At 53.7% G+C, this 13,284-nt stretch carries 11 protein-coding genes; 2 read left to right on the forward strand and 9 right to left on the reverse strand.

Features of this window, described 5'->3' with window-relative positions; translation table 11 throughout:
* Positions 1-19: 19 nt before the first annotated feature.
* Genes ggt through cysE form a run of 6 tightly spaced genes read right to left on the reverse strand, consistent with a single transcriptional unit; the run spans position 20 to position 7,593 of the window.
* Positions 20-1,759, reverse strand: a complete 1,740-nt coding sequence (ggt, locus tag CWE12_RS06330) for a gamma-glutamyltransferase (RefSeq protein ID WP_126788830.1) — start codon at positions 1,757-1,759, stop codon at positions 20-22.
* Positions 1,734-3,077: an amidohydrolase family protein gene (locus tag CWE12_RS06335; protein WP_126788831.1), complete on the reverse strand. Its 1,344-nt coding sequence runs from the start codon at positions 3,075-3,077 to the stop codon at positions 1,734-1,736. The genes ggt and CWE12_RS06335 overlap by 26 nt, the downstream gene beginning before the upstream one ends.
* Before the next feature lie 57 nt (positions 3,078-3,134).
* A complete protein-coding gene (locus tag CWE12_RS06340) occupies positions 3,135-3,980 on the reverse strand; it encodes an ion transporter (RefSeq protein WP_126788832.1) in 846 nt (281 codons plus the stop codon).
* Positions 3,981-3,993: 13 nt separating this feature from the next.
* Positions 3,994-5,766 carry a serine hydrolase domain-containing protein gene (locus tag CWE12_RS06345; protein ID WP_126788833.1) on the reverse strand — a complete coding sequence of 591 codons (1,773 nt, stop codon included), beginning with the start codon at positions 5,764-5,766 and terminating at the stop codon, positions 3,994-3,996.
* Positions 5,767-6,729, reverse strand: a complete 963-nt coding sequence (gene cysK, locus CWE12_RS06350; protein WP_126788974.1) for a cysteine synthase A — start codon at positions 6,727-6,729, stop codon at positions 5,767-5,769.
* A 54-nt stretch (positions 6,730-6,783) separates the two neighbouring features.
* Complete coding sequence (gene cysE / locus CWE12_RS06355; protein ID WP_126788834.1) at positions 6,784-7,593, reverse strand: serine O-acetyltransferase; 810 nt, start codon at positions 7,591-7,593, stop codon at positions 6,784-6,786.
* Positions 7,594-7,724: 131 nt separating this feature from the next.
* Between cysE and CWE12_RS06360 the strand changes: the two genes are divergently transcribed.
* Entirely contained in the window at positions 7,725-9,017 is a 1,293-nt protein-coding gene (locus tag CWE12_RS06360) for a metal-dependent hydrolase family protein (RefSeq protein ID WP_126788835.1), read from the forward strand.
* A 13-nt stretch (positions 9,018-9,030) separates the two neighbouring features.
* Here CWE12_RS06360 and CWE12_RS06365 read toward each other — a convergent pair whose 3' ends face one another.
* On the reverse strand, positions 9,031-9,483 hold the full coding sequence (locus CWE12_RS06365; RefSeq protein WP_126788836.1) for a DUF2489 domain-containing protein: 453 nt from the start codon (positions 9,481-9,483) through the stop codon (positions 9,031-9,033).
* Between the two features lie 12 nt (positions 9,484-9,495).
* Positions 9,496-10,011: a Der GTPase-activating protein YihI gene (gene yihI / locus CWE12_RS06370; RefSeq protein ID WP_126788837.1), complete on the reverse strand. Its 516-nt coding sequence runs from the start codon at positions 10,009-10,011 to the stop codon at positions 9,496-9,498.
* Between the two features lie 651 nt (positions 10,012-10,662).
* On the opposite strand from yihI, the gene CWE12_RS06375 reads away from it, so the two are divergent.
* Entirely contained in the window at positions 10,663-12,426 is a 1,764-nt protein-coding gene (locus CWE12_RS06375) for a DUF885 domain-containing protein (RefSeq protein WP_126788838.1), read from the forward strand.
* Positions 12,427-12,541: 115 nt separating this feature from the next.
* On the opposite strand, the gene CWE12_RS06380 is transcribed toward CWE12_RS06375, so the two are convergent.
* The gene (locus CWE12_RS06380) at positions 12,542-13,174 is read right to left on the reverse strand and encodes a c-type cytochrome (protein WP_126788839.1); all 633 of its coding nucleotides are present in this window, start codon (positions 13,172-13,174) and stop codon (positions 12,542-12,544) included.
* Positions 13,175-13,284 lie beyond the last annotated feature (110 nt).

Genomic DNA, 13,284 nt, shown 5'->3' on the forward strand with positions numbered 1-13,284 from the left:
ACTCTGCGGCTGTGTATGGCTAGTCGCCGTAGACAGCCCCTTCCATCCGCTTATCCGCCGCTCCGCGCCAGCCGTCGTCGACCCGTTCGATACCATGCACGCCGCTGTCGAGCGTTTCCAGGTCGACCTCATGCCCGAGCGCTTCAAGTGCCTCGACTCTGTCTTGCAGATTCGTGCCTCGCTCTACTTCAAGCCGTTCGCCGCGGTGCAGCAGATTGGGCAGGTCAATCGAACGCTGCAGGCTCAACTGCCAGTCAATAATACCTATCACGGTTTTGGTGACATAGCCGATAATCCGGCTGCCTCCACGAGAACCTAGGATGTACGTCAGTTCACCTTCCGCGTTAAAAATAAAAGTTGGAGCCATCGAGCTGCGCGGTCGTTTACCCGGCTCAACCCGGTTTGGTGACAGGCGGTCACTTAAGGTCGGTTCAAAGGCAAAGTCAGTCAGTTGGTTATTCAGCATTAAGCCAGCGGCTACCATGCGGCTGCCAAAAGGCGCCTCGATAGACCCGGTTAGCGCCACTGCATTGCCCTTGCTGTCGACCACACTTAAATGCGAGGTACCGTATTCATCGTCTTCGCGCACTGGTTCGGCATCATCAATCTCCAACCGGCCATAAGGTTCACCGGGGTTGGCCTGCCGGGCCGCGCGACCGGATCGGATCAGGCGCGAACGCTGCGCCAGATAGTCAGGGTTAACCAATGCTTCGCCGTCCACCGTCGCAAATGCCGGATCACCGATATAGTACTGACGGTCAGCAAATGCCAGCCGACTTGCTTCCGCATATAAATGAATAAACTCAGGGCTGTCCGGCTGCATCGACCCCACATCGTGAGGCTCCAGCATGCCCAGAATCTGCAGCATGGTAATACTACCGGACGATGGCGCCGCAGCACTGCAGATGCGCCAGCCCCGATACTCTCCACATAACGGGTCGCGTAAAACCGCTTCATACGAGGCGAAGTCTTCCGCCGTCAACTCACCTCGCATCGGCCAGCGCTGAGCGGCGCGGGCGCGGTACGCATCGCCAATACTACCGAGGTAAAATGCATCAGGCCCCTCTGCGGCGAGGCGACTTAAGGTGGCGGCAAGCTCCGGGTTACGCAATCGGGGTTCGTCGCTGCCCAGCGAGGTTTCAAACATGTCTTTTACATCCCCAAACCAACCCAGGGTTCTGTCCGCCGCCATCTGCCGCTGCAGTCGCGGTGGCATCGGGATACCTGCATCAGCCAACTCAATAGTGGCGGTAAAAAGCTCGTTCCACTCGAGCTGCCCATGGTCCTGGTGCGCCTTGTGTAACATCGCCAGCATGCCCGGTACTCCGACCGAGCGCCCCCGGGTAACCGCCAGATAATGGTGCAGCGGCCAACCCCACCATTGAAACCAGTCTTCTTCGGCAGTAGCCGGAGCGATTTCACGGCCGTCATACATAAACTGCTCGCCGCTTTCAGCATCAAAATAAAGCATAAAACCACCGCCGCCGAGGCCGGTTTCATGGGGTTCAACAAAGGTCAGTGCAATCTGGCTGGCGACCGCTGCATCCATCGCATTACCGCCGGCACGCAGAATCTCGCGGCCAATCTCACTGGCGTGCTTGTTTGAGGTTACCACCGCATGAGTACGGTGGATGTGGGCATTCCGCTCGCTGTGGTCTTCAAGACTGACATCTGACTGGGAGCAGGCGGATAATACCAGGGTCAGGCTCGTAACCAGCGAATACAGAACGGAGTTAGTCGCCTTGATAAGCGGCCTCAATCTCTGCTAATCCCTGATCAAGCTCGTCCCGGTTTAGCCAATGGCCTCGCACAAGGACGCCTTCAGGGTGACTGAGTGTAGATAGATCCAGTAACGGATTATCCGCTAGCAGCAGCAAATCGGCCCGGTGGCCAGGCCGGATCTGACCAAAGGTATCCTTGTCCTGAAAATACTGCCCGACCGCGACTGTGCCGGTACGCAGCACCTCATAGGGTGTCAGCCCTGCCGCTTCCATCATCGCCAGCTCATGCTTAAGCCCGAGCCCCGGCACACTGTATACCTGTGGCGCATCTGTCCCCATCAGAATTTCGACCCCTTCCTGATGCAGAATTTGTAATAATCGTTGTCGGTTTTGCTGGTGAACAACTGCATTTTCTCCGCTGTAATACCGCGATTCAGCAGCATTATCCAGATACCGTTGCCACCCGTTTACAACCGACTGAGGCATGTAGCGAACTTCGTCATACTGGCTCAATTGTTCAGTATCGGCGGCGCCAATCAGGGTTGCCCACAATGCCTGCGTCGGCACCACCCCGACACCGCTCTGCTTAGTAAGTTCGGCAAGCGAGCGCAGTTCTTCGTCGCTCGCTACCCGGTCAAGTGCATCAATAAATTCGAGATAGCCATCCAAATGGTCGATGGTGCGGATGCCCAGCTCCATGGCTCGATCCAGCGGCACTGACTGAGGAATATGACCAGCAAACGGCATCCCCTGTCGAGCTGCTTCTTCAGCAAGCGCGGTAAATTCTTCCAGTTCCAGGCCGGGATGCACTTTCAGTAAATCCCACCCTGCCTCACTATGCTGCTGCACCATTTGCCGCGCCTGTTCAGGCGACTGCACCGAGTTTCCGTTAAAACTTGGCCCCGCGAGATATAAGGTCGGTCCTAAACGGGTGCCGTTTGCCACCTCGTCTTTTAGTTGCAACTGATCATCATGTCCGAGCATGCCGCGGACTGTGGTGACCCCACCAGCGAGGTACAGGAATAGCGTATCGTCAAGATAACGCTGAGGAAATTGCTCACTCTCCCGAGGCGGCACATGACCATGCATTTCACTTAAACCCGGCAGCAGGTAGCGCCCCTCTCCATCGATAAGAGTTGCATCGTGCAGCGGCTGAAAGTCGTCCATTGGCAGCACAGCGGTAATCCTGTCGTCGCTAATAACAACCGCATGATCCCTTAATACCTGTTCCTCATCCATAGGTACCACATGGACGTTCGTAAACACGATATTCTGAGCATCGGCATGTGCCGCCACTACCAACAGGCAGGCCCCGCCGAAATATGTAAATACTGTTCTAAGGGTCTGTTTCAACATTATTATTTACCTTAAGTGACGGTTCACTGAACTGGCTTCAGTATAGCGCAAACGGCGCTATTTGCTGTCAGAAGGCGTCTGCTGTCTGGTCAGCATCCGCTCCATACGCTGCAACTGGGTTTGCATATCATCGACGCCCTGGCGTAACGCTTTGATGTCCGCCGCTTCGCCTTCACCCTGCTCAATGTCATGCGCAGCACTTTCCTTTTGCATCGTTTCCAGCACGATACCAATCATCATATTGAGGAAAATAAAAGCACTGAGAAAGATAAAGGAGACATAGTAAATCCAGGACCATGGGTGAACCTCCATCGTCTCGTACATGATCGCGGTCCAGCTTTCGAAGGTCGCAATACGAAATAAGGTAAGCACCGAAATTGCAATGTTTTCCCAGTAGAATGGGTTGATGTCATGAAACAGAAAACTACCGACGGCCCCGTAAATGTAGAAAATAATAAACATAAACAGGGCCACATACCCCATTCTTGGCAGGGCTTTTAGCAAGGCGTTCATCAGCATCCGCAGTTCCGGTACCATCGACACCAACCGCATCACCCGGAAAACACGAAGCAGGCGGGCAATGAGCACGGTTTCGCTGTTCTCAACCGGGATCAAACTGGCAACCACGATCACGAAATCAAAAATATTCCAGCCCGACCGGAAGAAGCTGCGCAAACGCGGTTCGCTGAGCATACGAATAATGATTTCGACCAGGAAAAACAGGGTCACCGCCCAGTCAAGAATATTCAGAATCGGCGTATAGCGACTGGTCTCCTCATAAGTTTTCGCTCCGACCATCAGCGCCGATATCACGATGATGGAAATCACCACGGTTTCAAACATCTTGTTTGAGCGCAGGGTCAGAAAACTCTGCTGCCAGTTTTGTAAGTCTTGCCTTTGCATCTTTGCCTACCTGCTACCAGGCCCAGGTTCGAAGTGCGAACCATCCTGAGGTTATAAACCAGACAGCAAACGCGACCGCGATGACTGCACCAAGAAGATTTCTCCATTTCGCCCGGAGGTCCGGCTCACGGCGCCAGTAAAACAGGCTACTTAGCAGACCCGCCAGGGCGAACAATGGAAATAAGAACGTGAATATAAACAGCAACACACTACGCCAGTTGTCGGTGCTTGCCTGCTCCAGACTCAGACTGCCGGCAACAAATGCAGCCAACAGCAGACACCACGCCGCTGCCGTAGTGAGATGCCGGGAGGTTGGGTAGCGCAGGCTATTGCGACGGGCAAATGGGTGGCTTAACAGCACCAGCAAACCCAGTATGACCAACAACGGCGGCGCTAACGCATTGACCACCGGGGTTCGCTGACGCACCTCAGTATGGATTTGGATCCGTTGAGTGCCGTATTCGTCACTGAAAAGCACCCCAACTTCACTGCCATCTCCACGGTGCGCCAGACGACTACCATCAACGGAGCGCAGCGGCACCGTAGCCGACACCCAGGGTTTCAATGTAAGGTTGGCGCCATCCCGACTGACATAGGCAAGGTCAAAAATAGAGTGCAAAGGCGCCAGAATGGCATGTTCCGGATTCTCTAACCGATACCACCCCTGCCAGCGCTGCTCCACACTGACGCCGCCCGGTACATTAACCACGCCCTGTTGCTCAACCAGCAAATGCTGCCACACCAGTTCGTCTAGGGCAGGCAGAAAGCTCTGATGATCGGTCGCAATGACATAGCCCAGGTCAAGCTCCGGGTTATAACGAAACTGCGTGCTGTACCCGGCAAGACTGCTTTGGCGTCCGCGCCAGAGACCAAATCTGGCTCGTGTGTCGAGGCCGACTGCGTAGCCGTATTCAAGCCCGGCGTCTGCAGCAGCCGTACTGCGCGGGCTTTCCATGGCGATAATACTGTCAGCGCGCAACACCGCAGACGCACTGCTTGCACCGCGGCTTAAGAAGAATCGTCCGAGTGTGACAAGATCATCACTGCGCAGCCACAGCCCGTCCGCTTCAGCGAAATAGCGAGCTACAAAGGGCACTTCTTCTGCCGGTAAACCATGTGACCCTGGGCGAACGTCGCCTGCGCCGGAACCTGGCTGAGCACTTTCAATCCCAAGCGGTTGCAACACCTCAGTCTCGATGACCTCCCACCACGACAGATCGTAGTGGCGCTCCAGCATCGCAGCCAACACTGCATAATTAAGGGTGCTGGGACTACTGGCGGAACCTGGTGCCCAGCGCACCTTTAACGCAGCTTGTTCCTGCGCCAGGCGCTGCATCAATGGCGGTTGTTCTGTACCGCTTTGCAGATGACTTTTAAACCGGCGCTGATCAAACCCGCTGGAATGCTCCAGCAAATGAATAATCAAAACAGGTGCCTGCTCCTGATATGGGTTCTCGACCGCCAGTTCAGGCAAACGCTGATCGATCCGGTCAAACAGGCTCCATTGCCCCTGTTCGACCAGTCGCATCACCGCCAACGCGGTCAGTGTTTCAGTCACCTGGCCAACAAAATACAGGCGGTTCTCATCACTTTGCCCCACAGAGTGGCGCCAGCGAGCACCCTGACCATCAAAGATAATCACCTCGGCCTGGCCAATACTAAGCCGTTCTGCCCGTTCCTGCAGCGCAGCAGCTAACGCCGCATTCGTTGTTTCATCAGTATCAGCCACCGCACTAACGCTCACCAGCGTCAGTAGAACGGTCAGCCATAGGCTGAAGCGTCTCATTTAGGGTTCAAGCTCCTGGCTGGTAAATACATCTTTGAACAGCGGCGTGCTTAAATAACGTTCTGCCGAACTTGGTAATATGACCACAATGCTTTTTCCATCATTCTCTGCCTGCTCAGCCAGACGTACGGCCGCAACCACCGCAGCGCCGGACGAAATGCCCGCAAGAATACCTTCTTCGCGCATCAACCGGTGCGCCATTGCCATCGCCTCGTCGTTACTGACCCGCTCAACACCATCAACTAAGGCCAGATCTAAGTTCGCTGGTATAAAGCCAGCCCCAATGCCCTGTATTTTGTGGGGGGCAGGGGTGAGTTCTTCCCCCTTCAGCGCCTGTCCAATAATCGGCGAATCTTCCGGCTCAACCGCAACCGCCTGCATAGCGCAGCCTTTGTCTTTAAAGTAACGAGCCACGCCGCTAATAGTGCCACCGGTCCCAACACCAGCCACAAAAATGTCCGGTGCTCCACCCAGTGCCTCTTCGATTTCGGGCGCGGTGGTCTGAAAATGGATGGCAGGGTTCGCCGGGTTCTCAAATTGCTTCAGTTGGACGTAGGTCTCTGGCTCTGCCTGTTCCAGTCGTTCCGCTTCGGCGACCGCCCCTTTCATGCCCAGTTCGGGTGGGGTCAGAATCAGGGTGGCACCCAGTGCTTTCAACAGTTTACGTCGCTCAAGGCTCATTGACGCAGGCATCGTTAACACCAACGGGTAGCCGCGCGCAGCGGCTACAAATGCCAGCGCAATCCCTGTGTTACCTGAGGTCGCTTCGATGATTTTTTTGCCTGCTGTTAACAGGCCCGCTTCTTCCGCCGCCCAAATCATACTCGCACCGATGCGGCACTTGACGCTATTAGACGGGTTACGACTTTCCATTTTCACCAGCACGTTGGAGCTGGTTATGCGGTTCAGGCGCACCAACGGTGTGCGTCCAATGCTGCTGGCGTTGTCATCAAATACTTGCATGCTGGATTCAGCCATGGTCCTTCCTTAAGTTAACTACGACCGGGCACTTGCCGGTTAGATACTGGGGTCAAAGCGGTCTAATGCGTCTTTGCGACTTTCCGCCGCGCGCTTTTCTGCTTCCCTGAAATCTTCATCATCCATTTCAATGCGTGGTAAGTCCCCACACACATCACCGCCGAGTTTGTTTACCGAGCTACACAGCTCGCTGACCCGCTCGTCCAGCAAATTGACATGGTCGAGCATATTGCCGATCGCCATTGCCACCGGATCAGGGTTATCTTCTGACACAGCGTACGCATCAAACCCATATTTCTTTGCCATCGCGGCCCGCTTTCCGTCGGTAGGAATATCTTTCGGCGCCACAACTCGCCCCGGAATACCGACCATGGTTGCCCCCGCAGGAACATCTTTCACCACCACCGCATTCGAACCGATACGTGCATTGTCGCCGACATAGAGTGGCCCCAGCACTTTAGCACCAGCACCAATAACCACGCCATTGCCCAGGGTTGGATGGCGCTTTCCCGCGGTCCAGCTGGTGCCACCTAAGGTAACACCATGATAAAGGGTGCAGTCATCGCCAATTTCAGCGGTTTCCCCAATAACCACGCCCATTCCGTGGTCAATAAAAAAACGGCGACCGATTCTTGCCCCCGGGTGTATTTCTACCCCGGTAAACCAGCGCGCCAGTGTCGATAGAAAACGCGCGAGCCAGCGCAGCTTCAGCAGCCATAAGCGATGACTAAGCCGGTGCCACCAGATTGCATGAAGCCCGGGGTAGTTGGTCAGCACTTCGAAGAAATGGCGCGCTGCAGGGTCTCTTGCATAAACGCTGGCAATGTCTTCTCGTAAGCCTTTAAACATGTCGCTGGTCCTAATTCAGGTGTGGGGCTTTGCCGCAGTATAACGTGAGCACGTCGATTCGGTGAAGCGTACATCTATGAACTCTGTTATGTTGGGGTGCAAATTAAAAAAACAATAGTGAGGAGTGCCCAATGAAAGCAATCTTAGCCACGCTCGGCGTTACTGCCAGTCTTGCTTTTTCCAGCCAGCTGCAGGCTGCGACCTATATTCATGCAGGAACCCTGATCGACGGAACCGATAACGACCCTCGCAGTGAAGTGACCATTGTTGTTGAGGATGGTCGCTTTGCTCGTGTAGAGTCTGGTTTTCAACAGCCATCCGACGATGACACTCTGATTGATTTACGCCAGTCCACCGTCATGCCCGGCTTTATTGACAGCCACACCCACCTGTCCAGTCAGCTGAGCCAGGGGTCGTATATGAACCGGTTCACCGACAACCCGGCGACCACGGCGGTGCGCGCGGCACATTATGCCCGACTGACCCTTCACGCCGGCTTTACCACGGTGCGCGAACTTGGTGACAGTGATCACGTTTCCGTCGCCCTGCGCAACGGCATCAGCCAGGGGCTTATCGAAGGCCCACGCATTTTCGCAGCTGGCAAGTCACTCGCCACCACCGGCGGTCATGCGGACCCAACGAATAATACACGTGACAGCTTAATTGGCGATGCCCCGACGCCCGCTGATGGCGTGGTCAACGGCCCTATCGAAGCGCGCCAGGCAGTGCGTAAACGTTACCAGGACGGTGCTGATCTGATCAAACTGACCGCCACCGGCGGCGTTCTCAGCATGGCCTCAAGTGGTGACAATCCTCAGTTCATGATGGATGAACTGGAATCTATTGTCACCACCGCCCAGGATTACGGCATGACGGTTGCTGTTCACGCTCACGGACGCGAGGGGATGCTGCGCGCCGTTCGCGCCGGGGTGGATTCAATCGAACACGGCACCTACATGGATGAAGAGGTAATGGCAGCCATGCGCGAGCACGGCACTTACTACGTGCCCACTATTACCGCAGGTAAGTCAGTTGCCGAACGAGCTGAGATAGATGGCTTTTTTCCAGAGATGGTGCGCCCTAAAGCACGCGCGATAGGCCCGTTAATTCAGCAAACATTCGCCGATGCCTATAATGCGGGCGTGAACATTGCATTCGGTACCGACGCAGGGGTATTTGACCATGGCGAAAATTACCGTGAATTCGGTTACATGGTTGAAGCTGGTATGCCTGCCATGGAAGCCATTCGCAGCGCGACCTATCATGCGGCAATGCTGCTTAAGCAAGACGATGAACTGGGTACTGTTGAAGCTGGCAAACTGGCCGATCTGGTCGCTGTCGAAGGCGACCCTCTGGCCGATATCAGCATTCTAAGTGATATTCACTTTGTGATGCGTGACGGCCAGGTCTTTAAGCAGAACTAAAACCCATTTACCGTTAAGCGCGCTGTCGGCGAACCCACACCAGCAGCGCGCTGATATCTTTTTGAATCGGCTCTGCCAACTCCACCTCATACCCTTCCCGTTCCCGGTCCATTTCACGAATATCCTTTTTCGGATGCTGCTTGCGCGCTTCGTGGGTTGGCATATGTTTAATCCGGTGATACATATCATGGATTGCAGGGTAGTCCTGCTCATAGGTTTTGTCGCCCGGCAACGCGAGATGGTCAAGTAACACCGTAAGCCGCAGCGACCCCTCGGATAGCGGGCATTGTTCCTGCTGCATCGCCAATGCAATCGTTTCGATGCTCTCAAAGAGATTACTATTGCGTTTGCCGATGGCCGTATCCCGGATCTGCCGTTGGCGCCGTAATTGTGCTAACAGCGAACCTGCGTAGTACGCCAGTGCCGCAATAATAATACTACCTACAATCAATGCTAACCAAACCATTGCTTTCTCCTGTTACACCCAGTCTTTCGGGTTTTCAAAACGTTGCCACGGCTCTAAATCATCGTCACTGTCGTCATCGTCGTCCTCGAGGTCGATCCCCAGTTTCTCCGCAAGAGCCCGGTAGCGGGTTAACTGGCGGTCCACCCATTGCTGGTCCTCAGCACTCAACGCTTTGCCATCATCCAGCCTGGCTAACAGTGTCTGTAACCGTTCGTTCTCTTCCAGCGCGGCAAACTCCTGCTCAGGCGACAGCGGTTCAGCAGTTGCTTTTTTCGCTGTGACTGGCGCTGGTGACGGCGCATTCAATGGGATCTTACGTTTACTTCCTACTCTCGGATCGTTCTGACGTGACTCGCCAGTGGCAACGGGTGATTTCGCGGCGCCTTCGGCGTGCCGGTTGCCGGCGGGCTTACCTTTACTGCGCTGCGGCTTTTTGCTGTTGTCGGTGGCACCATGTTCACGTAAATTTTTGGGCTGAGACTTCACGCCCAGCGGACCTTGTTTGCGTGTTTTTTTGCGGCGGGTCATTATCCGTACCTCACTATAACTATCTTGCTATATGGTAACGCATAAGGACATTCAGAGCAGTGAATTTGCGCAGAGAAAATAAAAAAGGCGATGAAATTGCTTTCATCGCCTTACTTGAACCCAATGCACCCTAAGGTGTTTCGAGAACTGTTGTCGCTACTTTCGTAGTTATTATTGTTATTACGTCTTGTAAGCTTTTAGCCATTATTATTGTCGATGCGCGACAGTAACTGCTGTGCATCCCTTTGTTGGCACGTCGACCACATCCCATGGTTAACTTATATGTCGCCTCCTGGCGTTATTATTCTTCCTTGTTTAATCTGCGCGCTTTTTACTGCACTTTTTATAATTATTATTTTTATAGCTTTTAGTATTTTTGTTATTGGTGCTGCTACTTGAAAAAGACAAACCAACAAATGATTAACCTTTCATCTGGCCAGCACGCTTTATGGAGTCCTAGGTTACGGTTTTTGAGCAGAGTATCAACAACTTTATTGCTATAAAAAACGCGTTTCTTATTACCGTTCGTTAAATTTGTGTAAAGACCAGCGGTATAAAACTGTTCTCAGGGTCGCAACCGGACGCTAATTAAGCGTACAATCAATGTCTTGATAGTATGACGTTGCGATTAACCCGTTTAAAGGAGTCACCATGCGCCTCTCTCTTGTCGCCGCTTCGGTATTAATGCTTAGCGCCTGCGCCAGTACCACGCCGTCGCCTTCAACTCAGTCTAATCAGGCTCAATCTCAGACTCAAAGTCACCCTGACCGAGCATTTACCAGTCTCGCTCAGCAGGCCTGGGACTATCAGAAAGAGCAGAGCCACCCTCAGGACGGGTTACTGGACATTTCTCCTCAGGCGCTCGCTGAGCGGCATGCTCAGCGCCTTGAGTTTTTTCAGCAGCTTGAAGCCATTGATGCGCGGACACTAAGTACTCAAAACCGTATTAACCGCGACATGATTATGTACAGCCTGGCCAATGACATTGATCAATATGAATTCAATGCGCACCTGATGCCGCTAACCAACGAATTTGGTTTCCACAGTGCGATTGCCAGTTTAGCCGGGCAAGCACAGCTCGTCAGCGAGCAGGACTACGCCAATCATTTACAACAGCTGCGTGCAATTCCGGCCTATTTCGAGCAGCAGATGGCCTATATGCGTCAAGGCATCGAGCAGGGTATTACCCAACCCGCGATTGTGCTTTCAGGGTTCACCGATGGTATTCAGTCCTATGTTGCCGGAGACCCCAGAGAAAGCGTTTTTTATCGGCCTTTCGCACAGAGTTCGTCGCACCTAAGCGAGCAGCAGTACAGTGAATTCGAAATGGAAGCGCAGACCGTCATTGCCACCGAGGTCAACACCGCGTATCAGGACTTCTATGACTTTATGCAGAATGAATACCTGCCCAATGCGCGACGCTCTATAGCCGCGACTGCTTTACCCCATGGAGAGCGCTTTTATACCAACCGGGCACAGCATTACACCACCACCGACTTAACCCCGGCAGAAATCCACCAGATCGGGCTTGACGAGGTCGCCCGTATTCGCGCTGAAATGCGTGAGGTTATTGAAGAAGTTGGTTTCGATGGCAGTTTTGCTGAATTTATTCAGTTCCTGCGCAGCGACGATCAGTTCTATGCCGGCAGTGACGACGAACTACTGCGCGAGGCAGCTTACATCGCCAAACGGGCCGATGCTGCGTTACCCGCCTTGTTCAGACATTTGCCACGCACGCCGTATGGTGTTGAGCCGGTTCCGGCCGAAATAGCCCCCAATTACACCACTGGCCGCTATGTCCGAGCCAATCGCGATGATCAGCCTGGTTTTTACTGGGTTAATACCTACGCGCTGGACCGTCGGCCGCTGTATGAACTGGAAGCCCTGACCTTGCACGAGGCCGTTCCAGGCCATCACCTGCAAATTGCACTGGCGCAGGAAATGGACCAGTTACCTGAATACCGCCGTGAGATCTACATTTCCGCATTCGGCGAAGGCTGGGGACTGTACGCTGAGTATCTGGGGCTCGAAATGGGCTTCTACACAGACCCCTACAGTAACTTTGGGCGTTTAACCTACGAAATGTGGCGCGCTGCTCGTCTGGTCGTCGACACTGGCATGCACACCATGGGCTGGAGCCGCGACCGAGCGGTCGAGTACATGGCCAGCAATACAGCCTTGTCGATGCATAACGTGAATACCGAGATAGACCGCTACATCAGCTGGCCTGGCCAGGCGTTGTCATACAAACTAGGTGCTCTGAAGATCAAAGAGCTGCGTGCGCTGGCTGAAGAACAGCTGGGTAATGACTTTGATGTTCGTGAGTTCCACTACCAGATACTCAAAAATGGCAGTGTGCCGTTACAAACACTGGAAGCCAATATTCAACGTTACCTGGAGGAAACCGCACAGTAAGCCACTGTCCAGGTTAAAAACCAGATACAAAAAAGCCCCTCGTTGCGAGGGGCTTTCGTTAAGTAGCAGGCGCTAACTGATAGAGCTTAGCACTTAGCTAGTAATCACTTAGCTATTAATAAAGACCGCTGATGTAACGGGACAGCAGTTCAATGTCTTCGTCGGATAAACGGCTGGCAATGTCACGCATCATTGCGTTCGGATCATTGCTTCGCTCTTCACTGCGGAACTGCTCAAGTGCATTGCGCGTGTAGGCTGCATGCTGGCCGCTAATCATTGGGAATGCCGCCAGCCCCATGCCGTTGCCTCGAGGGCCATGGCAGGCTGCGCAAGCTGTAATGCCACGCTCTTCGTCACCACCCATATACAGGGCCTGCGCCTGAGCCTGCTCTTCTTCACTCAGGTCGGTACCGATAATTTCATGTTCCTGTGCTGCGAAGTATGCTGCCAGATCACGAATGTCCTGCTCACTTAAGCCTGCAACCTGGTCGGCCATCAGTACGTTGTAGCGACCACGCTCGCCCTGGCTTTCATTGCCAGTCTGGAAATCGTGCAACTGTTTAATTGTGTATTTATTATGCTGCCCGGCAATAGTCGGAAAATCTCCGCTTGGGCTGTTCCCGTCTGCGCCATGACAAGCTGCACATGTTTGCGTCAATTCCTGACCGCGCTCGATATCACCTTCTTCTGCCAAGGCTGCATTGCTGGCAAAAAGTACTACACCACATAAAATCGCGAATTTCTTCATGACTTGATCTCTGCATCCATTATGGGCATCCGCCCAGACTTAAAGTCGCTGTTAACGTACTAAACTGGCATACATTTTACACGATTCTCGGCATGAATAAATGCCTAATC

This window comes from Aliidiomarina sedimenti, from assembly GCF_003986955.1.
Taxonomy (GTDB): domain Bacteria; phylum Pseudomonadota; class Gammaproteobacteria; order Enterobacterales; family Alteromonadaceae; genus Aliidiomarina; species Aliidiomarina sedimenti.

Coding starts and splice junctions, on each gene's coding strand:
- CWE12_RS06335 (WP_126788831.1), bottom strand. CDS start 3,077: ATGTTGAAACAGACCCTTAGAACAGTATTTACATATTTCGGCGGGGCC.
- CWE12_RS06340 (WP_126788832.1), bottom strand. CDS start 3,980: ATGCAAAGGCAAGACTTACAAAACTGGCAGCAGAGTTTTCTGACCCTG.
- CWE12_RS06345 (WP_126788833.1), bottom strand. CDS start 5,766: ATGAGACGCTTCAGCCTATGGCTGACCGTTCTACTGACGCTGGTGAGC.
- cysK (WP_126788974.1), bottom strand. CDS start 6,729: ATGCAAGTATTTGATGACAACGCCAGCAGCATTGGACGCACACCGTTG.
- cysE (WP_126788834.1), bottom strand. CDS start 7,593: ATGTTTAAAGGCTTACGAGAAGACATTGCCAGCGTTTATGCAAGAGAC.
- CWE12_RS06360 (WP_126788835.1), top strand. CDS start 7,725: ATGAAAGCAATCTTAGCCACGCTCGGCGTTACTGCCAGTCTTGCTTTT.
- CWE12_RS06365 (WP_126788836.1), bottom strand. CDS start 9,483: ATGGTTTGGTTAGCATTGATTGTAGGTAGTATTATTATTGCGGCACTG.
- yihI (WP_126788837.1), bottom strand. CDS start 10,011: ATGACCCGCCGCAAAAAAACACGCAAACAAGGTCCGCTGGGCGTGAAG.
- CWE12_RS06375 (WP_126788838.1), top strand. CDS start 10,663: ATGCGCCTCTCTCTTGTCGCCGCTTCGGTATTAATGCTTAGCGCCTGC.
- CWE12_RS06380 (WP_126788839.1), bottom strand. CDS start 13,174: ATGAAGAAATTCGCGATTTTATGTGGTGTAGTACTTTTTGCCAGCAAT.